Below are 23,036 nucleotides of genomic sequence, written 5' to 3'. Positions count from 1 at the left end.
GCGAAGGCATCTCCCTGAATAGCGATGAGTTCCGACCGGTGCGACCGTCTATAGAGGCACAGACGCAGCCACCGGCCGCGAACCGTCCCAGGGAGAGACCATGCCCAAGATCACCCCCAACCTCTGGTTCGACACCCAAGGCAAGGAAGCCGCCGAGTTCTACTGCTCGGTGTTCCCGAACTCGAAGATCAACACTGTCACCCACTACAACGAGGCGGGCCCCCGGGAGGCCGGCACCGTGCTGACGGTGGAGTTCGAGCTCGACGGCCAGGAGTACCTCGCGATCAACGGCGGCCCGGAATTCACCTTCACCGAGGCCATCTCCCTGATGATCACCTGCGCCGACCAGGACGAGATCGACTACTACTGGGCCAAGCTCTCCGAGGGCGGCGAGGAGGGCCCCTGCGGGTGGCTGAAGGACAAGTACGGGCTGTCCTGGCAGGTGGCGCCCGGCGGTATGGCGGAGATGCTGAACGATCCGGACCAGGAGCGCGCGGCCCGTGCCATGAAGGCCATGTTCGGCATGAAGAAGATCGATATCGCGGCGCTCCAGGCGGCGGCCGACCAGGCCTGACCGCCCCTTTCGGCCGCTGCCCGCACGTCACGGGAGTCCCGGGCCCGCCGCGGTCCGGGATTCCGTGCCGGGGCAGTCCGGCAGGCCCGTACCGGGTGCCGGGCCGCCGCCTCAGGAGCGGCTGGGATTCCGACCGGTCCGTAGGGGGCGCGGGGCGGGGGTATCGCATATGCCCAGGCCGCGCAGGGCCCGGGTGGCCGCGTCCACGTCCGTGGGGGACGCCGCGGCGAAGACGGCCTCATGGGCGTCGGCATTGGCGCGGACGGCGCGCTCGGCGGTCCGCACCCCGTCCGGCGTCAGGCTGATCATGGTGCTGCGGCCGTCGTCCGGCGAGGGCTCGCGGCGGACCAGGCCGCGGCCGGCGAGATGGTTGACCACGTTGCTGATGCCGCCGGAGGACAGCAGCAGGGCACGGGCCAGTTCGTTCGGCTTCATACGGTACGGCTCGCCCGCCCGGCGCAGGGCGACCAGGATGTCGAACTCTGCGACGGTCAGCCCGAGTTCGGGCAGCACACCGCGGGTGGCCTGGTCCAGGGCGCGGGCGAGCTGGGCTATGCGCTTCGAGAGCTCCGTCGTCGGGCGGAGCACGTCCGGCAGCTCCGCGTGCCAGGCGTCCAGCAGCGCGTCGACGGGGTCAGGGCGCGGTCCGGGTGGTGCGGTCACGTCGGCAGGATAGATCAGCACCATGATAGCTTTCTATAAAGCTTTCTTCCGAACGTGTAGAGGGTGACTTGCCATGGGAACCGAGCGCCATCACTCACCGCGCCTGCTTCTGCGCGGCGGCCTGGTCATCGACACCGCCCCCCACCCCGTCGTCCACCCGCACACCGATGTACTCGTCGAGGACGGCCGGATCGCCGCCGTGGGCCGCGGGCTGCCCGGCGACGGGACCGACCCCGGCCTGGAAGTGATCGACGCCCGCGATCTGATCGTGCTGCCGGGCTTCGTCGACACCCACCGGCATCTGTGGCAGGCCGTCCTGCGGTCCGCCGCGGTCGACGAGAGCCTCGAGCGCTATCTCGGCCGGGTCCTCGGCGACCTCTCCGCCCGCTTCACGCCCGCCGATGTGTACACCGGCAATCTCCTCGGCGCGCTGGAGTGCCTGGACACGGGCGTCACCACCGTGCAGGACTTCTCGCACGTCCAGTACACGCCCGAGCACAGCGCGGCCGCCGTCGAGGCGCTGGAGGAGGCGGGCATCCGCGCCGTCTTCGGCTACGGCTACCCGGTCTTCGACGACACCGCCCGGCGGGCCGACTGGGTGCGGCAGGTCCGCACCCGGCACTTCCCGTCGGGCGATGGGCTGCTCACGATGGCCCTGGCCCCCGTCGGCCCCTCCTTCACACCGCCGGAGACCGTCCGGGAGGACTGGCTGCTCGCCCGCGAGCTGGGGCTGCCCATCGCCGTCCATGTGACCGCGGGCCCGGTGGCGATGCGGCCGATCGCCGCCCTCCAGGAGCAGGGCCTGCTCACCGCCGACACCCTCTACGTACACGGCAATTCACTGCCGGACTCCGAGCTGCGGATGATCGCCGAGTCCGGTGGCGCGGTGGCGATCACGCCGGCGATCGAGGCCTCGATGCGCTTCGGCGCACCGATGGCGGGACGGCTGCGCCGCGCGGGCATCCCGACCGGCCTGGGCGCGGACGCGGTGACCTCGGCGCCGGGCGATATGTTCTCGCAGATGCGCGCCGCGCTGATGAGCAGCCACTTCGACGGCGACGGCGAGGACGGCGAGGCCACGGTCAAGGCCGCCGACGTCCTGCGCATGGCCACCGTCGAGGGCGCCGAGGCCCTCGGACTGGCCGACCAGATCGGCTCGTTGACCATCGGCAAACGCGCCGACCTCGTCCTCCTCCGTGCCGACGCCCTCAACCTCGCCCCCGTGGCCCACGACCCGATCGGCGCCGTGGTGACCGCCGCCCACCCCGGGAACATCGACACGGTCCTGGTGGAGGGCCGCCCGGTCAAACACCACGGGCAACTGCTGTACGGGGAGCTGGGCAGCGTACTCTCCGAGGCCCACCGTGCAGTCGAACGCCTGGGGGCGTCGCGGTCCTAGAGGAGTCGCAACGGGGTCGTACCAGGTGCGCTGGTAGCCGGGCCGGGCGGCCGGCGTCTGCACGGTCGGCCTTTCGTTTCTCTTGAGCCGCTCGGTGATTGATCACCAGGGCGGCGAGCGGGGAGCGCCGTCCTCCCCACACCCGGTGCCCCACAGCTGAACTTTCTTCGCAATTTTGTCCGAGTGGCGTAATGGAACCCACCGTGGCGCGTCTCTCCAGCTGGTACGCGAAGTACGGAGGAGGCGGCGTGGTGTATCTCCCGGGGCGGCTGGTGGGCCGTGAGGCCGAGCTGGCGAAAATGGCGGGATGGGCGAGGACCGCGAGGGCGGGCACGGGGCAGGTGGCGTTCGTCGTCGGCGAGGCCGGCCTGGGCAAGACAGCCCTGCTGGAACTGACCGCGGAAACTGCCGGGTCGCTGGGCATGCGGGTGCTGCACGCGACGGCCCAGGAGCTGGAACGGCAGCGCCCGTTCGCGGTGATCTCGGCCTGTCTGGGGGTGGATACGGAGTCGGCGGATGCCTCCCTGGCACGGGCCGGCGAGATCTTGCGGGGCGAGGGCCGCTACGGGATGCCGGGTGGGTTGGGCGAGGCGGCCGGGTCGGACTTCGCCGCCGTCGAGACGATGCTCGGCCTGATCGACGACCTGTGTACGCAGCAGCCGCTGGCACTGTTCCTCGACGACCTCCAGTGGGCGGACCCGGCGAGCCTGCTGGTGGTGCAGCGGCTGCTGCGGTCGGTCCACCAGTTGCCGCTGCTCCTCGTCGGGGCCTACCGGCCCGCGCCCCAAGGGGACGTCGACCGGCTCTCCCGGAGTCTGGCTCTCGGCAACCACCCGATACTGGAGCTGACACCCCTGCCTCCGCCTGCCGTGTCGGCCCTGCTGGCCGGCCTGTGCGGCGGTGCGCCCGGTCCGCGGCTGAGACGCATGGCCGAGGGGGCGGCAGGAAACCCGTGGTACGTCATGGAGCTGGCCGCCGCCCTCCGGCGTGAGGACGCGATCGACCTCCGCGACGGGCTCGCGGAGGTCCCCCTCGACTGCCCGCAACCGTCGTTGACCCACCTGATCAACCACCGGTTGCGGTATCTGCGCGAGGAGGTGCTGCACGTGCTCCGCGCCGCCTCGGTGCTGGGCACCGGCTGTACCCTCACCGACCTCGCAACGGTCCTCGACCGGCCGGCACATGAACTGCTCAGCATCCTCGCGGAGGCCGGGACGGCCGGAATTCTGCGCGATGCCGGCGACCGGCTGGTCTTCCGTCACGACCTCATCCGACATGCCCTCTACGACGCCGTGCCGGGACCGGCCCGCGCCCTGCTGCACTTGAGGACGGCGCAGGCCCTCGCGGGCGCCGGAGCGGTTCCCGAACGCGTCGCCGAGCATCTGCTGGTCGCGACGTCCGCGTCGGGCGAATTCCTGATCGACTGGCTCCTTGCCTCCGCGGTCCCCCTCACGTCCCGGGCACCGGCCATGGCGCTCCTGCTGATCGACCAGGCACTGGAGCTCGCCGGCCCCACTGATCCACGCCGCGGCCAACTCCAGCTGTACCGGGCCGTCGCCGAGCTCTCCTCCGGCCGCCTGGCCGAGGCGGAGGAGACCGCCCGTTGCGCACTGGCCAGGACCCGTGGCCCGGGGTGGGAAGGCCCGCTGCGGTGGATCATCGTCCACGCGTCCTTCGCCCGCGGCCGTCCCGACCTGGCGCTCGTCGAGATCCGCGCCGCGTGCGGCAGGCCGGGCGTATCGGCGCTTGAGGCGCTCCGGTTCCGGGCGTTCAGCGCGACGTGCCTGTTCGCACTCGGCCGGCTGACGGAGGCCGGCGCGGTCGCTTCGGCCACCCGGCGTGCGGCGGAAGCGATGGACGACGACGCCGCCCTGGCCGATGCGCTGCACATCCTGGCGGCGAAGCGATTCCTCGAAGCTCCTGGCACCGAAGCCCTGGAACTTGCCCGGCACGCCGCCCGGCTCACGCCGGAGCCGCTGCATCCGGCACAGCGGATCAGGCTGCAACTCACCCTGGTCAACCGCTATATGGATCTCGACCGCTACCAGGACGCGCAGCGCACCCTCGCAGCCGTCCATGAGACGACGGAGCACACCGGTGACGTCTATCTGCCCTGGTACCACCTCTCCTGTGCCCTGCTCGCCTTCCACACCGGCCGCTGGGACGACGCCCTCACCGAGATCGAGGCCGGGCTCGATCCCGGCAAGCGCTTCAGGATGTGCCGGGCACTGCGGGGGGTGGCGGCGCTGATCTCACTGCACCGCGGCCGGCAGTCCGCCGCCGAGGCTCATCTGACCGCCGCGGCCGCGGCGACCGACAACAGTGACATCACCTGGTACTACGCACACCTGCCGCTGTGTGCCGACGCCCTCGCGGACGAGGCCCGGGGCCACCCCGAGCGCGCCTACGCCCGGCTCACCGCCGCGTTCGACCGTGGCGTGGGCGGCCATCTGCCGGGCCAGTTGAGCCTCGGCTTTCTGACGCCCGATCTCGTGCGGCTCGCCCTGACCCACGACGACACCACCAACGCACGGCGCTACGCCGAGGCCGCACGCAGACGGGCCGACCACAGTGGCACCCCGTCCCACCTCGGTGATGCCCTCCGGTGCCAGGGACTGCTGGACCGGGACCCGGATCTGCTGCTGGAAGCAGCCCGCTGCTACCACCAGGCGCCGCGACCGCTGAGTGAGGCACACGCCTACACCGACGCGGCCGAACTACTGGCCCAGCAGCGGCGGCCCGCCCGGGCTCGTGCCCTGCTCGACCAGGCGTTGGAGGTCTACACACGGCTGGACGCCCAGTGGGACATGGCCCGCGCCCTGGCTCGCCTGCGGGCCCACTCCGTCCACCGCAGCGCACGCAGACCACGCAGCAGTGCCCGCCTCGGGTGGGAGGCGCTGACGGACACCGAACACCTCGTCGCCGGCCACGTCGCCTCCGGACACTCCAACCCCGAGATCGCGGCCCGTATGTACATCTCACGACGCACCGTCGGCACCCATGTGTCCCACATTCTCCAGAAGCTGGGGATGACCTCACGGGTCGAACTCGCCGCCGAAGTCATCCGCCGCAGGAGTCCGGACGAGCCGCCATCGCCGCACTGACCGCCGGTCAATACGCCCCGGCGCGCCTGTAATCAAGGGCTCTATCCGTCAGGTGACGGATGTACATCCAGCCACCCGCTCCTACGTTGACAGTCCCACCGCGATCCGGGCCCACAGGGTGAACCGGTGCCCGGCCAGGCCCTTCGTCCTGGAGAACGTGCTGTGGGTGCCGCTCGGGGTCACTGACCCGGCCCCGAGGGCTCGGCTCACGGAAACAGGAGCAGGAACCATGACCCATGAGATGACCCCCCGGAGATCCGGGGCGCGGGCGGCCGCCGCACTGTTGGCGGTCTGTTCGGCAATGCTTGGTTTCGTCGTGTCGCCGCTCGCCACGGGGACAGCTCGCGCTGAAGATGCCGCAACGACCGTATCGGTCCAAAGCGCGTCGAAGCCGGGCCAGTACGTCAACGCGGTGGGTACATCCGTTCTGAATTGGGATGCCCCCGAAGTCTTCGAATTCGACTTCAACGACGACGGAACGTTCCACATCAAGTCCGGGACGGACGGCCAGTGCATCGACAAGTGGCGAACGAACGACTCGGGCGTCCCCCGCTACAAGCAGGGATACCTGCTTACGGTGACGGACTGCCATGACAAGAACGCCGCAGATCCCACGACAGACTCCCAGAACTGGTACCTGGTACCGGTGAACGAGGGCGGTGCGGGCAACGCCTACTACATCGTGAACGCCGGCGAGCGCCGGTGCATGGACGACCAGATGATAGGCGGCGAAATACGCAAGGACAAGTACGTTCCAGACCTCGGCAGGGGCGAGTGCTCTTCGGGCCGGGCAAGCCAGCAGTTCATTCTGGAAGACGCTGCGCAGCGCAGCGATTTCACCGGCCGGCTCCACCAGAAGGCGTTGTCCGCAGCATTCAAGATGTGCGGTGTCGACCCCGATAGCTGCAGCTACGAAGCGAAGTCCTACGGCGATGCGCAGCCCGTCGGCGAAGAGTGCGTGAACCAGTGGTGGAAAAACCCCAGCAAGACGGAGAAGACCACTGGTCATTACACCCGGGGGGAGAATGAGGGCTGGCAGCACAGCGTCGGGACCACCGTCACTGTCGGAGCCGAATTCGGAGTGGACGCGGGCGTGGTCAGTAAGGTCAGCACCTCGGTTTCCACGTCATACCAGAAGACCTGGAGCCATATTGATTTGCGCAGCACGACTTGGGACTTTCCCATCTCGCCCGGAAACTACGGGTGGGTCGTGAAGATCATGGAAAAGCGGGACGTGACAGGTACCTGGACCTTCTCCAGCGGGCCCATGAAGTGGAGCGCCGAGGGCACCAGCACCGTCACCTATGCGGAGGGCTATTCGAACAAGGATGAGCCGGCCCCGCCGCCCCCCGGCTCCTGCCCGGGCACCTGAGGTGCCTCATCCGGCGACGGAGTAACACTCCGCCCCGGCGCCACCCTCGGTCAGGTCCATGCCCTGACCGAGGGCTCTGCCGTAAGGGCGGTCACATGGCCTGACCTGTGGCCCGCACGGATGAGGGGCCCGGCATCGCAGATGCCGGGCCCCGTACGACGAGGAAGTGTCTAGGCCAGCGCCAGCCACGCCGCGCCCGCGACGACCAGGATCGCGACGATGACGCCAATGATGACGCCCACGCGGGGGCCGGCGGACTGCTGGGGGGCCGCGGCGCGGCGGCCGCCGGCCTGCGGGGTGCCGCCCTCGTCCACGAAGGCCCGGAACATCTGCGTGCTGCCGGCCGGGTCGTAGTTGCCGCCGGCCTGGTTCTGCGGGTTGGTCGCCATGGGCAAGGACCCTAGCGAACCAGGGGCGGAGCGGCACCCCTGGGGCGCGTACGCGCCCACCCCGAGGGTCATTGACCAGCGGCCGGTCCAGACTTTTGGCCGTCTTCACTTCAAGCCTGGACTAATCGTTTGCCTTCAGCAACCAACATTGCTTATGGTTGCCCCAAGCAACAAAAGATGCGTGAGGATGCGTGGAGGAGCCGGTGGCAGCTCACAGTCGGTACGAGGAGCTGGCGAGACAGCTCAGTGCCATCGGGGCCGTCAAGCGTGAGATGGGGCGGATGCTGCCCCAGGACTGTCCGCCCGCTTCGGCGGGGGTGCTCACCCTGCTCGACCGGCACGGTGAGATGCGGATGAGTCAGCTCGCCGAGCTGCTGGCGATCGACATGTCGGTGACCAGCCGGCATGTCGCCCATGTCGCCGAGCGCGGCTGGATCGAGCGGGAGCCCGATCCGGCGGACAAGCGGTCGCGGCTGCTGCGCCTGACCCCGAGCGGCACCGCGCTGCTGGCGGAGCTCGCCGAGCGCTACACGGCAGCGCTCGCCCGCTACTTGGACGACTGGTCCGACGCCGACGTCGGGCACCTCAACGAGCTCCTCGCCAGGCTCCGTACGAGCTTCGGCGACTGCCGCACCCGGGCACATCACGACACCACCCGTACACCCGCAGGATGAAAAGGAACTACATGGCTACGACCACACCAGCCGGTGTGCGGGGCGGCCACGCCAGGCACGGAGGCGGTCAGCACGCCTCCGGTGACACCCCTATGACGCACCGTCAGATCATGGAGGCGCTGTCCGGGCTGCTGCTCGGCATGTTCGTCGCCATCCTGTCGTCGACGATCGTGTCCAACGCGCTGCCCGAGATCATTCATGACCTCGACGGCGGGCAGAGCGCCTACACCTGGGTGGTCACCGCCTCGCTGCTGGCGATGACCGCGACCACCCCGCTGTGGGGCAAGCTCTCCGACCTCTTCAGCAAGAAGCTGCTGGTGCAGTTCGCGCTGATCATCTATGTCGCGGGGTCGGTCGTCGCGGGGCTGTCGCAGAGCACCGGGATGCTGATCGCCTGCCGGGTGGTCCAGGGCATAGGCGTGGGCGGGCTCTCCGCCCTGGCCCAGATCGTGATGGCCGCGATGATCTCGCCGCGCGAGCGCGGGCGCTACAGCGGCTACCTCGGCGCCACCTTCGCCGTCGCCACCGTCGGCGGTCCGCTGCTCGGCGGGGTCATCACCGACACCGACTGGCTCGGCTGGCGCTGGTGCTTCTACGTGGGTGTGCCGTTCGCCGTCCTCGCGCTGGTCGTGCTGCAGAAGACGCTGAAGCTGCCGGTCGTCAAGCGCGAGGGCGTCAAGGTCGACTGGGCGGGCGCGTTCTTCATCAGCGCGGCGGTCTCGCTGCTGCTGGTGTGGGTGACGCTGGCCGGGGACGAGTACGACTGGTGGTCGTGGCAGACCGCGGCGATGGTCGGCGGTTCGGTGGCGCTCGGGGCGATCTTCGTCTTCGTGGAGACCAAGGCTCAGGAGCCGATCATCCCGTTGCGGCTGTTCCGCAACAAGACGATCACCCTGGCGTCGGTGGCCTCGCTGTTCGTCGGTGTCGCGATGTTCACCGGCACGGTCTTCTTCAGCCAGTACTTCCAGCTGGCGCGCGGCGAGTCGCCGACGATGTCCGGCGTGATGACGATTCCGATGATCGGCGGGCTGTTCGTCTCGTCGACCGTCTCGGGCCAGGTCATCACCCGGACCGGACGCTGGAAGGCCTGGCTGGTCACCGGCGGTGCGCTGCTGACCGCGGGGCTCGGCCTGCTGGGCACCATCCGCTACGACACCGAGTACTGGCACATCGCGCTCTTCATGGCGCTGATGGGCCTGGGCATCGGCATGATGATGCAGAACCTGGTGCTCGCCACGCAGAACCAGGTGGCCCCGGAGGACCTCGGCTCCGCCTCGTCCGTCGTGACCTTCTTCCGTTCCCTCGGTGGTGCGGTGGGCGTCTCGGCCCTCGGAGCGGTCCTCGCCAACCGCGTCACCGACTACGTCAAGGACGGGCTGGCCGAACTCGGCCCCAAGGCCGCCAAGGCCGCCGCGCACGCCGCCGGCAACAGCGGCGGCGGCATCCCCGACCTGGACGCCCTCCCGGCGCCGCTGCGCACCGTCATGGAGAGCGCCTACGGGCACGGGGTCGGCGATGTGTTCCTCTACGCGGCGCCCTGTGCGCTGCTCGCCTTCCTCTTCACCCTGTTCATCAAGGAGGTCGCGTTGAAGACGCGTGGCGGACTGGCCCAGAGCTCGGAGGGCGCGGAGGCCGCGGCCGCCCCGGAGGCGGCCCTGACGGCCGCCGCGGCGGAAGCCGTCATCCCGGCGCAGGCCGAGGAGCGGGAGCCCGCCCTGGTGGGCGCCGCCCCGGCGGTCCCGGACGACGCGGCGCACACCCCCTCCTGGGCACGGCCCGCCGCGGCGACCGCCACCCAGCCGCTCGCGGCGTACGCCTCGGCCGGCGGCGGGGACGGCACCCCGTCCGGTCCCGCGGTGCACGGCTTCGTCCGCAACGCGGAGGGCAGCCCGGTACCGCGCTCCGCGGTGACGCTGATCTCGCTCGGCGGACGGCAGCTGGGCCGCGCGGTCGCCCAGGCCAACGGCTCGTACGCGCTCGACGCCCCCGGCGCCGGTTCGTACGTGCTGATCGCCGCGGCCGACGGCCACCAGCCGCAGGCGTCCACGGTCGTCATCGGCGAGGCGCCGCAGGCCTACGACATCCTGCTCAGCGGCACCAGCGGCCTCGGTGGCCAGGTCCGCAGCGCGGCCACCGGCGCGCCGGTCGACGGAGCGATGGTCGTCGTCACCGACGTCCGCGGTGAGGTGCTGGCCACCGGAAAGACCGGCGCCGAGGGCGACTTCGCCTTCGCCGAGCTGGCGCCCGGCACCTTCACCGTCGCGGTGAACGCGCCGGACCACCGCCCGGCCGCGCTGCCGGTCGAGATCGGCGTCCAGGGCACCACCCGGATCGAGATCGAGCTGCTGTCCGGCGCGCGGGTGCAGGGCGTGGTGCGGGCCGGTGCGCGGCGCCGGCCGCTGCCCGACGCCCGGGTCACGCTGGTGGACGCGGCGGGCAATGTCGTGGCCACCTCGACGACCGGGGAGGACGGCGCCTACGCGTTCACCGACCTGGACGCCGGTGACTACACCGTCATCGCGAGCGGCTACCCGCCCGTCGCCACCGGCCTCGCGGTCGATGCGCACGGGGTCGACGGCCACGACGTCGAGCTCGCACATCCCCGGGACTGAAACTCCCCGGACCCGGGGATCTCACCCGGGAGCAATACCCCGGTCCGGGGCGCGCGTTGAGCGGAGGCGCGCCCCGGACCGGACCGAGGGCTCCGGCGGCGGCGCTGCGCACAGGCAGGGGACGGCCTGCACGCCGCCGTCCGGAGCCCTGCACCTTCCCGCCCTCGGCTCCCCCGCCCGGCTCCGGCCGGGCGGGGGCCCCTGGTCGGGGAACATCACCAGGCAACAAACGGGAGAAGGCCATGACTTCGACGGGCGCGGGAGCTGCGGGACTGAGGGCGCGGGTCCGCACACGGGACGGCTGGGCGGTCCAGCACGCCGTACTGACCGTCACCGACATGACCGGCGGGCAGGTACTGCGGGCCGCCGCGGACGACGAGGGCGCCGTCCGCAGCGCGGAGCCGCTGCCGGCCGGTCCGTACACGGTCATCGTGACGGCCGTCGGCTACGCACCGGCCGCCGCCAGCGCGATCGTGACGGCAAGCGGCCGGATGGACGTGGGCACCGTGGTCCTGGCCCGGCAGGGCGGGGCCGAGCTGCCGCCGCCCGGTGCCTGGACCATCGACCCGATGCACTCGACGGTGGCGGCGGTCGCCCAGCACCTGGGGATCTCCAGCGTGCACGGCCGGTTCACCGAGTTCAGCGGCCGGATCGAGATCGCCGAGGACCTGGCGAAGTCGCGGGTCGAGGCCGTCATCAAGGCCGCCTCGATCGACACCGGCAACGGGATGCGCGACGGCCATCTGCGCTCCGAGGACTTCCTGAACGTCGAGGAGTACCCGGAGATCACCTACCGCAGCTCGGGCCTGGCCCCGGCCGGCCCGGACCGCTGGACCGTGCAGGGCGAACTGTCACTGCACGGTGTCGTACGGCCGGTGGACCTCGCGCTGAGCTATCTCGGCACCGGTCCCGACCCGTGGGGCGGGGTGCGCGCGGCCTTCCGGGCCACCGCCGAACTGCGCCGCGAGGACTTCAAGATGAACTACAACCAGGTCGTGGCGGCCGGTATCGCGGCCATCGGGACCACGCTCAGGGTCGAGCTGGACGTCCAGGCCGTGCAGGGGGAGAGCCTGCCGGTGGCATGACCTCCCGGCCCGTCGGGAACGGCCGGGCCGGGTGTCACTCCCCCGCCCGGCCCCGCATCGCTTCGATGCCCGCGATCTGCAGATCGAGGGCGAAGCCGAAATCGCGGTCCCGCATCTCCGCCACGGTGTCCCCGCCACGGGCCTCCATGACCTTGGTGGTGTTCTCCAGCGTCTCGGCGAACTCCGGGCGGTCCTGGACCGACGTCATCACCTGCTGGAAATACTCGTCGACGGAGACCCCCGCCTCCGCGCACCGGGCGTTGAACAGGCCCTCGATGGTGGCGAAGCCGTAGACGAACTGGAAGACCGCGGAGAGCCCGCCGGAGATCTGCTGGAGCGACAGGCCGCTCTCCTTCATCACCCGCATGCTGGCGTTGGAGAAGGCGATCGAGTGCGGGCCGATGTTGATGTACGTGCCCAGCAGCCGGGCGGTCCAGGCGTGGGCGGTCAGCAGGGTGCGGTATTCGCCGGCCAGGGAGCGCAGATGGTCCCGCCAGTCCCGGCCGGTGTCGGTCTCGTCCGGCAGCCGCATCTCGCCCATGACGTGGTCCAGGGCCAGTTCCAGCAGGTCGTCCTTGGTGTCGACGTACCAGTAGACGGACATCGCGGTGACGCCGAGCTCGGCCGCGAGCCGGCGCATGGAGAACTTCGCCAGGCCCTCGGCGTCCAGCAGCCGGACCGTCGCCGCGACGATCTTGTCGAGGCCGAGTCCGGCCGGCTGGTCCGCCTTCCGCTTGGGCGGGGGGCGTTCGGTCAGCCAGACGCTGTTCGTCCGCTTCCCGGCGCCGCCGTCCGTCGCTGCCATGGCGCCCCTCCTTGCCCCGGGGGTCTGCGAGGTCCCGGGTCTCGTCGTCGGTGTCGTACGCGGTGTGCGGTGTCGTGGTCGGTGATGCGGGTGTCGTGGTCGGTATGCGCTGTCGTGATCGGTGCACGGCACGTACGCGGTGTCATACGTGCCGCCGGTACGCGCCGTTCACGATCAAGTACCCGCCGATGCTATTCCGCCGGGGCGGACGACGGCTCCGCACCGGCGGGCGTGGCAGGCGCCCCGGTGTCCCGGCCGGCGCGCTCCGCCCGGCGCAGCAGGACGGCGGCGACCAGTCCGCCGAGGAACACCGCGGCCGCGCCGACCAGCTGGCTGGTGCCGATCCCGGCGGCGAAGGCGTCGTGGACGGCGCGGCGTTCGGCCTCCGTACGGGTCCGGGCGAGCGCCGCGGGCAGCGAACCGGCACCGGCGGCGGCCAGCGGCAGCAGCGCGACGAAACGGGAGTTGAGGACCGCGCCGAGGACGGCGACGCCGAGGCCCTGGCCGCACTCCATCAGCGTGCCGTTGACGCCCGCGCCCACTCCGGCCTTGGCGGGCGGGATCGCGGACATGACGGCGTTGGCCATCGCCGGCATGGCGAGCGCGACACCGACGCCCATCACGATCAGGCCGGTCAGCATGCCGCTGTAGCTGTCGCCGCCGAGCAGCGAGATGGCGGCGAGGCCGGCCGCGAGCAGCGACATCCCGGAGACGATCATTCCGGGGGTGCCGAGCCGGGGCAGCAGCCGCGCGCCCAGACCGGTGAAGTTGATCAGGATGACGGTGACGGCGAGCGGCGCCATCCGCAGCCCGGCGTCCAGCGGGCCGTAGCCGAGGACCAGTTGCAGATGCTGGGTGAGCAGGAACATCGAGCCGCCCATCCCGAAGGCGACGAGGATGCCGCCGGCGACCGCGCCGATGAACCGGCGGTTGCGGAAGAAGTGCATGTCCAGCATCGGATACGGGACGCGCAGCTCCCAGAGCGCGAAGGCGGCGAGGCCGGCCAGGCCGATGGCGGCGGAGACCAGCACCCGGCCGGACAGCCAGCCGGTGACCGGCCCGGAGATGATCGCGAAGACCACGCCCACCATGCCGGTCATGGAGAGCAGGGCGCCCAGGAGGTCAATGGGGGTCCCCCCTGCTCGAACGCCGTTGCGAGCTTGGATGGGGGTCCCCCCTGCTCGAACGCCGTTGAGAGCTTGGGGGAGTTCGCCGCCGCGGCTGCTGGACTCGGGCACGAGGGCGATGACGGCCGCCAGCGCCATGACGGCGACCGGCAGGTTGACCAGGAACAGCGAGCCCCACCAGAAGTGGTCGAGCAGCGCCCCGCCGATCAGCGGCCCGGCCGCGAACCCGAGCGAGTTGACCGAGCTCCAGATCCCGATGGCCTTGGGGCGCTCGTCGTCGTCGAAGATCTGCATGACGACGGCGAGGGTGGTGGTCACCAGCAGCGCGCCGCCGACGCCCATCCCGGCGCGGGCGGCGATCAGCTGGCCGGGCGACTGGGCGAGCGCCGCGCCGAGCGAGGCGACGCCGAAGAGCACCAGGCCGACGGCGAGCATCTTCTTGCGGCCGTAGCGGTCGGCGGAGTTGCCCGCGGTGAGCAGCAGACCGGACTGGACCAGCGAATAGGCGTTGATCATCCACTGGACGTCGGCGGTGCTCGCGCCGAGGTTCTCGGTGAGCGAGGGGATGGCGACGTTGAGGACGGTGTTGTCGAGGATGACCGTCAGCTGGGCGAGGCAGATGACGGCCAGGATCAGCCAGCGGGCGGCGGTCCGGCCCGGCGGCTGAAGTGTGGTGGTGGCGTCGGAGGCCACGGGGGTCATACGGGCTCCCTGTACGGTGTATATGCGAATGCTTTACACCGTACAGGGAGTGCTATACGCCGTACATTTCATTTGTGGCCGGGCCGGGAGTGCCGCCGGTCAGCAGTAGTCCGGCAGCTCGGTGCCGGTCTTGCTGACCCACAGCCCGTTCCCCTCGTCGCCACCGCCGAGGGCGATCTTGGCCACGGCCGGGTTGCTGCTGTCGGCGCCGTAGGTCCACTGGCCCCAGCCGTTCAGGTCGAAGGTGAAGTGCCCGGTCACGTCCTGGACCTTGGGCTGCTCCTCCACCCAGCCGTACTGGCCCGCGGGAACGGTGACGGCCACCTTCTCCGTCCAGGTCTTCTGGGTACCGGTGGTGCGGGCGTAGTTGCTCTGCCAGGAGTGGGTGAACTTCGCGCCCACCTGCGCCGAGAAGACGTCCTTCACACCGAGGGTCAGGGTGACGCCCACTTCGGAGGTGTCCTGGATGGCCGATCCGGTCGTGGTGGACTCGATGCTGGTCTCGGTCCGGGTCAGCTCCTTCGTCAGGTCACCGCCGGTCTCGTTCTTGTCGGTGTGACCGCGGCAGATCGGGGTGCCGTACGTGGGCTCGGAGCGGTCGGTGATCTCCCACTTGCAGTACGACTGGTCCTCGTCGCACTTGGTCATCGCGTAGGTCGCCGCGAGGCTGTACATGGCCGGGGTCTCCCGCGCGTCCCCGGCGGCCGGGTCGTGGATGCTGAAGAACGAGGCCTGGTCGCCGTTGCTGCAGGAGTAGGTCCCCACGTGGTTCGAGTGGTAGACGAAGTTCTGCCCGCTGTACCCGCCCTGGGCGTTCAGGCAGGAGTCGTCCTCGACCGAGCGGATCATGAACCCGTCGTAGGGCGTCGGCTGGAGATACCACTTCTGGGAGTCGACGCTCGCGCAGTCGGCCTCGGCCGCCCAGTTGATGTAGTGGCCGTCGTCCCGGGCGATGCACTTGCCGCCGTCGTTGACCACCATCTGGAAACTGCCGTCGCCGGTGTCCCGCAGCTGGAACTTCTCGTTGCCGCCGGGCGGGTCGCCCTTCGGCCAGACATTGAGGTGACCCCAGTTCGCGGCGCCGTCGCCGCCCCAGCCGCGTCCGACGTCCAGCACGCGCCAGTTGGGCGACTCCAGCTTGCTGTAGATCGTCACGCACTGGAGGGGCTGGCTGCAGTCCGGGCCGCCGGCCGCCCGCGCCTCCCCGGTCCCGAACGGTGTGACGATGAGCCCGAGGCACATCGTCAAGGCGATCCCCAACGCCGTACCCCAGCGCGCACACAGACGGCCGGATCTCCCGGCCCATCGTGCAGTCATTTCCGGTGCCCCACTTCTTCCTGCAGGTCGTGGTGAGGGTGGCACCCGACCGGCACCACGCCTCTTGCTCCTCCACGCGCGCAGCGGAACGCGCCACCGTGCGCGGGACGGCGCCGGCGGACCGGGTGAGCCGCCCGGCGGACCGGGTGGCTCACCGCCCCGACCCGGCGACCGCGCACCACGATCTCCGTCCGGGCCCTCCTGCGAACAGCGGAGAATTACCTGTTTCCGGGTACGTGTTGCCCGGCCCGCGCCGCCCGCCGGAACGGTCAGGGTGGCGTAGCGCCCTGCGCGACGGCCCAGACGGCGACCTGGGTCCGGGTGCTGAAGCCGCTCCAGGCACTGGGCGGTGGCCAGGAGATTGTGGTGTGGGCCCTCGCCCCGCAGCCCGTCCTGGAGCAGCGCGATCGCCTCATCGGCGCTCCCGTCCAGCCAGCGCTGGAGCCCGAGCATCCACAGCGTGCAGGAACGGGCCCCGCCCGCGCCAGGGCGCTGTGGGTCGACGGCTGGCTCGCCTTTCTGCGCGGGGACCGGACGACCGGGCCCGCCCGGCCGGCCTGCGGGTTGGGGGACGGCGTCCCCGTGCCGGGCCGGTGGTGGCGGCTCTTCGTCGTGAGAGCGTGGGTGGGTGGTCGTGTCACCTGTGCTGTGTCAGGTCGTAGAAGGTGGCTCCACCGACCGTGACCTTGGTGAAATTCTCCTTCACCCAGGAGTCGATCTGCGAGGCGGGCCGCCGGCCGTCACCGGAGCTGCCGGGGGCGCCGGGACCTCCGGGACCTCCGCTCCCTCCGCTGCCGATGAAGTAGTGGATCTTCCCTTCCGCTACGTACCTCTTGAACCGGTCCAGGGTCGGCGACGGATCGCTCCCGTTGAAGCCGCCGATCGCCATCACCGGCTTTTCCGTGGCCAGTTGGTAGCTCGCGGCAGTCTGGGAGCCGACGGCCGCGGCGGTCCAGGTGTAGTCGCCTGCGTCCTTCTCCAGCAGCGCCTTGGCCCGGTCGCTGACCTCGGCGCCGTTGAGGAGTCCGGCCATGCCGCGCATGGCACCCGAGCCGCGCTTGCCCTGCATGCCCTGCATACCGCCGGCGGAGGCGCGGCCTTGGGCGTGCGCTCCCGGCGGGAGGGCCTGGCCGGTGGCACGGCCGCCGCCCTGGCCGGGGGCCGGTACGCCGCCCGGTGCCCCGCCGTTGCGGCCCGGCATCCTGCCGCCCGGGAATCCGCCGCCGGGGCCGCCCATAGCGCCCCGCACCGAGGGGCCTGCCGTGACGATGGAGCCGCCCTTCGCCGTGTTGACCGTATTGAGCGTGTACGCCAGCGGACCGGCCAGCGCCGTCACCACCCCGAGCCCGCCCGCGAGCACCGCGAGCCGCCGGCCCGCCCGTACCGGGGCGCTGCCCGTCGCTACCGGCCCGCCGTCCGATGCGGGCGCTCCCTGCGCCCCGGACGCTCCGCCCCGTACCGCCCACACCAGCCCCACCGCCGCCGGCAGGCCGAGCGCCGCCACCGTCCAGCGGAGCCACGGCAGCCATTCCGGCGACCGGTTCAGCAGCACGAACGACCATCCGGCGGTCACCACGACCGTCCCGGCCAGGACGTACGCGGCGAGCCGTCCGCCGCGCCGCCACAACAGCGCCGCGCCCATCCCGACGAGCGCCGCTACGTACGGGGCCAGCGCGATGTTGTAGTACTGGTGGAAGATCCCGGACATGAAGCTGAAGGTCGTGAAGGTCATCAGCAGCGCGCCGCCCCAGACCAGGAACTCCGCCCGCTGGGCGGCCTGTTCGGCGGCGACCGCCCGCCGCGCCCGCCACAGCACCGCCACCGCCGCGACCAGCAGGATCAGCGCCGCGGGCAGCAGCCACGAGATCTGCCCGCCCATGTCGGCCGAGAACAGCCGGGTGATCCCGGTCTCCCCCCAGCGGCCCCCGCCGCCACCGGCACGGCCGCCGCCCCCGACGCTGCCGGTCTCGTTGCCGGTGATCCGCCCGAAGCCGTTGTAGCCGAAGGTCAGCTCCAGAAAGCTGTTGTGCTGGGAGCCGCCGATGTACGGACGCGAGGCGGCCGGCCACAGCTCGACGAGCGCCACCCACCAGCCGCCGGACAGCACGAGCGCCAGCCCGGCGAGCAGCAGCTGACCGAACCGCCGGCGCAGCGCGACCGGGGCGCAGCAGGCGTAGACGACGGCGAGCGGCGGCAGGATCAGCCACGCCTGCAGCGTCTTGGTGAGAAACCCGAGCCCGAAGCAGACGCCGGCCAGCACCAGCCACTTCGTCCGGCCGGCTTCCAGGGCACGCAGTACGCAGGCGACCGCGCAGACCATCAGCAGGCACAGCAGCGCATCGGGGTTGTTGAACCGGAACATCAGCGCCGCGACCGGCGTCACCGCCAGCGCCGCGCCCGCGAGCAGCCCCGCGCCCGCGCCGAACCGCCGTCGTACGGCCCCGTGGAGCACACCGACCGCCGCCACGCCCATCAGCGCCTCGGGCACCAGGACCGCCCAGGAGCTGAGCCCGAAGAGCCGTACGGACAGCGCCATCGGCCACAGCGCGGCCGGCGGCTTGTCGACGGTGATGGAGTTCGCCGCGTCGGAGGAACCGAAGAAGAAGGCCTTCCAGCTCTCGCTGCCGGCCTGTACGGCGGCCGAGTAGAACTGGTTGGCATACCCGGAGGCCGACAGACTCCAGAGGTAGAGCACCACCGTGACCAGCAACAACGCCACCAATGCGGGCCGCTCCCAGCGCGCCGCGGACGACGGGTCGCCGCTCGCCGGCGGGGCGGAGGGTGACGGGGGCGGCGACGGTGACGGGGCCGGGGGTGTGCCGGGTCCGTGCTGGGGAGCCGGTGTGCCCGGTCCGGTCTGCGGGGTCATCGAGTGCTCCTGGGGACGTCGTTCCGGTCGCACGAAGGGTGGTGCGGGGTGGCGGAGTCGGCGGGGCCGGTGGTGTCGGCGGAACCGGCAGGGTGGGTGGGGCCGCGGGGGTCGGCAGGGGAGACGGGACCGCTGAGGTCGGCAGGGACGTCCCGTCGCTCGCGGTCCGGGAAGACCCAGGCGCGGAAGAGCAGGAACCGCAGCACCGTCGCCGCGAGGTTGGCGGCCACCAGCACCGCGAGTTCGGCGCCGTGCGAGGCGGTGCCGCCGGCCGCCCCGAGGGCGGCGAGCGAACCGCTGGTCAACACCAGTCCGATGGCGAAGACCACCAGCCCCTGTGCCTGATGGCGGACCGCCCGGTGCCGGCCCCGCACCCCGAAGGTCAGCCGCCGGTTGGCGGCCGTATTGGCCAGAGCCGACACCAACAGCGCGGCGGCGTTGGCCAGTTGGGCCCCCGTCCCGAGACGGAAGAGGGAGAAGAGAGCGAGGTAGAGCAGGGTGCTCAGCCCGCCGACGGCGCAGAAGCCGACCAGCTGACGCGCCAGCCCGCCGGGCACACCGGCCAGTTCACGGTCCCGCGGATCGTCCCCGAACGGCCGGGCCAGCCGCTCCAGCGGCAGCCCGCCGGTCGCCAGCGCACGCCCCACCCGCCACACGCCCTTGAGGTCGTCGGCGGCCGTCCGCACCAGCTGCACGGTGCTGTGCGGATCGTCGACCCAGTCCACCGGCACCTCGTGAATCCGCAGCCCCGCCCGCTCCGCGAGCACCAGCAGCTCGGTGTCGAAGAACCACCCGGTGTCCTCGACCATCGGCAGCAGCCGCGCGGCGACCTCACCGCGGATGGCCTTGAACCCGCACTGCGCATCGGAGAACCGCGCCGCGAGCGAACCCCGCAGGATGAGGTTGTACGTCCGCGAGATGAACTCCCGCTTCGGCCCCCGCACCACCCGTGCACCACGGCTGAGCCGGGAGCCGATCGCCAGGTCCGAGTGCCCGGAGATCAGCGGTGCCACCAGCGGCAGCAGCGCGTTGAGGTCGGTGGACAGATCGACGTCCATATAGGCCAGCACCGGCGCCTCGGACAGCGACCACACGGCACGCAGCGCCCGCCCGCGCCCCTTCTCCTCCAGCCGCACCGCGGTGACCTCGTCGAGCGCGTCGTCGAGCCGCGCGGCGACGTCCGGCGTACGGTCCGTGCTCGCGTTGTCGGCGATGGTGATCCGGAAGCCGTACGGGAAGGTGCGGGCGAGGTGCTCGCGCAGCCGCCGCACACAGGGTTCGAGGTCGCGCTCCTCGTTGTGGACGGGGATCACCACATCGAGGACGGTCGCGATCTGCCCGAGCGGTAGATGCTCACGCGGTGGCAGAGAGCCCAGCGGGGTGCGGGGCGGCTGTGTCGTCGTCATACGACGACGCTCGCCAACCCCGCTGTCACGACGGTGTGCTGAGCCTGTGGCGGGACTGTGAGGCGGCAGGAGGGCGGGGTGACCTGGGGTTTTGCGGGGGTGGGGACGACTCGGGCGACGTGCAGGGGGCGGAGGGCGGGGACGACTCGGGCGAGCGCAGGGGGGCGGAGGGCGCGGTCGGGGCTGTGGCCGGTGCCTCCCGCCCCGCCGCGCCCCGCTAGCCGAAGGGGCTACCCCTACGCCGAAGTGCCCCCGCTATGCCGCAGGATCCGCCGTCGGCAGCGTCACCGTGAAGACCGTCCGCCCGGGGGCGCTCCCGACCCGGACCGTGCCACCGTGCGCGGCCACCACCGCCTGCACGATGGCGAGGCCGAGCCCCGTGCTCCCGGCGGCCCGCGAACGCGAGGCATCTCCCCGGGCGAAGCGCTCGAAGACATGCGGGAGCAGCTCCTCGGGAATACCCGGCCCGTCATCCTGCACCTCCAGCTGAACGCCACCGTCGCGCCCGGCGGCAGCGCCCGCGACGGCCCGCACCCGGGCGGTCACCGTGGTCCCCTCCGGGGTGTGCGTACGGGCATTGGCCAGCAGATTCACCAGGATCTGGTGCAGCCGTCCGGCATCCCCGTACACCGTCACCGGCTCCTCGGGCAGCTCCAGCCGCCACCGGTGGCCGGGCCCGGCCACCTGCGCATCGCTCACCGCGTCGACCACCAGCGGGGACAGATCGGTGCGCGCGCACGCGAGCGGGCGCCCGGAGTCCAGCCGGGCGAGCAGCAGCAGGTCCTCCACCAGCCCGGTCATCCGCTCGGCCTCCGACTCGATCCGCCCGAGGGCGTGCCGGGTCTCCGGCCCCGGCTGCTCCCGCCCGCGCCGCGTCAGCTCGGCGTAGCCCCGGATCGACGCGAGCGGCGTACGCAGCTCATGGCTGGCGTCGGCGACGAACCGGCGCACCCGCGTCTCGCTCTCCTGACGGGCCGCGAGCGCCGAACCGACATGCCCCAGCATCCGGTTCAGCGCCGCACCGACCTGCCCCACTTCCGTACGCCCGTCCGCCTCGGACGCCGGCACCCGGACGTGCAGCGCCACCTCGCCCTGGTGGAGCGGGAGTTCGGAGACCCGGGTGGCGGTCGCGGCGACCCGGCGCAGCGGCCGGAGCGCGATCCCGACCATGGCCGATCCCGCGAGCCCGGCCGCGGCCAGCCCGGCGGCCGTCACACAGGCCTCGATGAGCACGAGCCTGCCGACCGTCTTCTGCACGTCGGTGAGCGGCATGCCGAGCACCAAGGAGCCGTCCTTGGCGGACGCCACCCGGTAGTCGCCGAGTCCGGGAAGCTCGGCGGTGTGCGCACGGCCGTCCCGCGGCATCGAGTTCAGCGCCGCGACCTGCCTGCGGGTCAGCTTCCCCAGCCGGTCCTCGGGCAGCCGGCCGGTCGCGTTGTCCAGCTTCGCCCCTTGCTCGACCGCCCCGCCGGGCCCGATCCGCGCGCCCACCGACCCGAGCGGCTGACCTCCCATCGCCACGAACTCCAGGCCGCTCAGGGGGCCGCCCTGTGGAGGCATCGGTCCACGAGGGCGCAGAATCTGCGCGCGGATCACGGAATCCCACAACCGCCGGTCCAACTCCCCCTGCATGTAGGAGTGCAGCGCAATCGTCGTCACCGCCCCGATCACGGCCCCCACGACCGCGATCAGCACCACCGCCGACACCACGAGCCGCGTCCGGAGGGACCAACGGCGGCGGGGGGCTTGGGGTGAGGTGGGTGGGGCGTCGGGAAGGGGCGGGGTGAGCGGGGTGGGCCGCTCAGATGGGCTCGGTGGGCCGGACTGCCCGGAACCTTCGGCACGACCGGAACTTTCGGACTGCTCGGGACGCTCCGCCCCTCTGACGGACTTCCCGCTCACGGTCCGCTACCCGCCCGGCTTGATCAGATAGCCCGCACCCCGGCGGGTGTGAATCATCGGCGCCCGCCCCACGTCGATCTTCCGCCGCAGATACGAGATGTACAGCTCCACGACATTGGCCTGGCCGCCGAAGTCATAGCTCCAGACCCGGTCGAGGATCTGGGTCTTGCTCAGCACCCGCCGCGGATTGCGCATCAGATAACGCAGCAGCTCGAACTCGGTGGCCGTCAGGTGGATCTCCTGACCGTCCCGCCACACCTCGTGGCTGTCCTCGTCGAGCACCAGATCGCCCACCCTCAGCCGCGACTCGCTCCGCGCGGCGGCCGCCCCGGCCCGGCGCAGCAGCCCACGCAGCCGGGCCACCACCTCCTCCAGGCTGAACGGCTTGGTGACGTAGTCGTCGCCGCCCGCCGTCAGACCGGCGATCCGGTCCTCGACCGCGTCCTTGGCGGTCAGGAACAGCACCGGCACATCGGGCAGTTCGCGCCGCAAACGCCCGAGCACGGTCAGCCCGTCCATGTCCGGCAGCATCACATCGAGCAGCACCGCATCCGGCCGCCAGCTACGGGCACAGCGCAGCGCACCGGCACCGTCCCCCTCCGTGCGGATGTCCCAGCCCTCGTAGCGCAGCGCGAGCGACAGCAGATCGGCGAGCGAGGACTCGTCGTCCACGACCAGCACCCGCACGGGGCTGCCGTCGGGCCGCAACAGCTCCGGCTGCTTCCCCGGCGCGCCCCTGGAGGACGACGCCGGAGCCGGCACACGAATCGACGCTGAGGACGAGGAAGTCACGGTCATGCCCGGAGCCTCACCGTGCCCCGTGAGAGCTCCCTTGCGCCTTTCTGTGAATCTCCTGAGAATCCCCCATGCTTCTCTCTCCCCTACCCTCCCCCGGGGCCCCGCCCCAACCCACCCCGCCCCACTCCGCTCCCTGCCCACCTCCGCCCGGCCACCAACGACCTGCATGGCCGCCGGCCGTCGGCAGCAGAGCCAACGGCAGCCCTCCAAACGCCCGGCCCAAACGCCTGGCTGCCCA

At 71.5% G+C, this 23,036-nt stretch carries 16 protein-coding genes; 7 read left to right on the top strand and 9 right to left on the bottom strand.

The features are described from left to right. Positions 1-100: 100 nt before the first annotated feature. Positions 101-574 carry a VOC family protein gene (locus ACFW5B_RS26080; RefSeq protein WP_386444224.1) on the top strand — a complete coding sequence of 158 codons (474 nt, stop codon included), beginning with the start codon at positions 101-103 and terminating at the stop codon, positions 572-574. A gap of 111 nt (positions 575-685) precedes the next feature. Here ACFW5B_RS26080 and ACFW5B_RS26075 read toward each other — a convergent pair whose 3' ends face one another. Beyond that, a complete protein-coding gene (locus ACFW5B_RS26075) occupies positions 686-1,237 on the bottom strand; it encodes a MarR family winged helix-turn-helix transcriptional regulator (protein ID WP_386444221.1) in 552 nt (183 codons plus the stop codon). Between the two features lie 73 nt (positions 1,238-1,310). On the opposite strand from ACFW5B_RS26075, the gene ACFW5B_RS26070 reads away from it, so the two are divergent. The 3 genes from ACFW5B_RS26070 (at position 1,311) to ACFW5B_RS26060 (ending at position 7,112) form a co-directional block, all read left to right on the top strand. After that, positions 1,311-2,636 (top strand): amidohydrolase family protein, encoded by a 1,326-nt coding sequence (locus tag ACFW5B_RS26070; protein WP_386444219.1) that lies wholly within the window; start codon positions 1,311-1,313, stop codon positions 2,634-2,636. A gap of 203 nt (positions 2,637-2,839) precedes the next feature. After that, on the top strand, positions 2,840-5,740 hold the full coding sequence (locus ACFW5B_RS26065; RefSeq protein ID WP_386444216.1) for a helix-turn-helix transcriptional regulator: 2,901 nt from the start codon (positions 2,840-2,842) through the stop codon (positions 5,738-5,740). Between the two features lie 229 nt (positions 5,741-5,969). Beyond that, on the top strand, positions 5,970-7,112 hold the full coding sequence (locus tag ACFW5B_RS26060; protein ID WP_386444213.1) for a hypothetical protein: 1,143 nt from the start codon (positions 5,970-5,972) through the stop codon (positions 7,110-7,112). A gap of 170 nt (positions 7,113-7,282) precedes the next feature. Here ACFW5B_RS26060 and ACFW5B_RS26055 read toward each other — a convergent pair whose 3' ends face one another. Then, positions 7,283-7,501, bottom strand: a complete 219-nt coding sequence (locus tag ACFW5B_RS26055) for a hypothetical protein (RefSeq protein ID WP_386444210.1) — start codon at positions 7,499-7,501, stop codon at positions 7,283-7,285. A 203-nt stretch (positions 7,502-7,704) separates the two neighbouring features. Here ACFW5B_RS26055 and ACFW5B_RS26050 point away from each other — a divergent pair, with 203 nt between their 5' ends. The 3 genes from ACFW5B_RS26050 (at position 7,705) to ACFW5B_RS26040 (ending at position 11,872) form a co-directional block, all read left to right on the top strand. Beyond that, positions 7,705-8,175 (top strand): MarR family winged helix-turn-helix transcriptional regulator, encoded by a 471-nt coding sequence (locus ACFW5B_RS26050; protein ID WP_386444207.1) that lies wholly within the window; start codon positions 7,705-7,707, stop codon positions 8,173-8,175. A gap of 11 nt (positions 8,176-8,186) precedes the next feature. Further along, positions 8,187-10,787, top strand: a complete 2,601-nt coding sequence (locus ACFW5B_RS26045; protein ID WP_386444204.1) for an MFS transporter — start codon at positions 8,187-8,189, stop codon at positions 10,785-10,787. A 242-nt stretch (positions 10,788-11,029) separates the two neighbouring features. Then, positions 11,030-11,872, top strand: coding sequence for a YceI family protein (locus ACFW5B_RS26040; protein WP_386444201.1), 843 nt, complete (start codon positions 11,030-11,032; stop codon positions 11,870-11,872). 34 nt (positions 11,873-11,906) lie between these two features. Here ACFW5B_RS26040 and ACFW5B_RS26035 read toward each other — a convergent pair whose 3' ends face one another. The 7 genes from ACFW5B_RS26035 to ACFW5B_RS26005 all read right to left on the bottom strand — a co-directional run bounded on the left by ACFW5B_RS26035 (position 11,907) and on the right by ACFW5B_RS26005 (position 22,798). Further along, entirely contained in the window at positions 11,907-12,677 is a 771-nt protein-coding gene (locus tag ACFW5B_RS26035; protein ID WP_386444198.1) for a TetR/AcrR family transcriptional regulator, read from the bottom strand. 191 nt (positions 12,678-12,868) lie between these two features. Next, positions 12,869-14,506, bottom strand: a complete 1,638-nt coding sequence (locus ACFW5B_RS26030) for an MFS transporter (RefSeq protein WP_386444195.1) — start codon at positions 14,504-14,506, stop codon at positions 12,869-12,871. A 99-nt stretch (positions 14,507-14,605) separates the two neighbouring features. Further along, entirely contained in the window at positions 14,606-15,661 is a 1,056-nt protein-coding gene (locus ACFW5B_RS26025) for an RICIN domain-containing protein (RefSeq protein ID WP_386444193.1), read from the bottom strand. A gap of 799 nt (positions 15,662-16,460) precedes the next feature. Continuing rightward, positions 16,461-18,692: an ArnT family glycosyltransferase gene (locus ACFW5B_RS26020; RefSeq protein WP_386444190.1), complete on the bottom strand. Its 2,232-nt coding sequence runs from the start codon at positions 18,690-18,692 to the stop codon at positions 16,461-16,463. Continuing rightward, positions 18,689-20,098 (bottom strand): glycosyltransferase, encoded by a 1,410-nt coding sequence (locus tag ACFW5B_RS26015; protein WP_386444187.1) that lies wholly within the window; start codon positions 20,096-20,098, stop codon positions 18,689-18,691. The genes ACFW5B_RS26020 and ACFW5B_RS26015 overlap by 4 nt, the downstream gene beginning before the upstream one ends. 255 nt (positions 20,099-20,353) lie before the next feature. Then, a complete protein-coding gene (locus tag ACFW5B_RS26010) occupies positions 20,354-21,805 on the bottom strand; it encodes a sensor histidine kinase (protein ID WP_386444352.1) in 1,452 nt (483 codons plus the stop codon). A 201-nt stretch (positions 21,806-22,006) separates the two neighbouring features. After that, the gene (locus tag ACFW5B_RS26005) at positions 22,007-22,798 is read right to left on the bottom strand and encodes a response regulator transcription factor (RefSeq protein ID WP_386444185.1); all 792 of its coding nucleotides are present in this window, start codon (positions 22,796-22,798) and stop codon (positions 22,007-22,009) included. Between the last annotated feature and the right edge of the window lie 238 nt (positions 22,799-23,036).

This window comes from Streptomyces sp. NPDC058773 (genome assembly GCF_042746015.1).
Taxonomy (GTDB): Bacteria; Actinomycetota; Actinomycetes; order Streptomycetales; family Streptomycetaceae; genus Streptomyces.
This window is presented reverse-complemented; position numbering and strand designations above follow the sequence as displayed.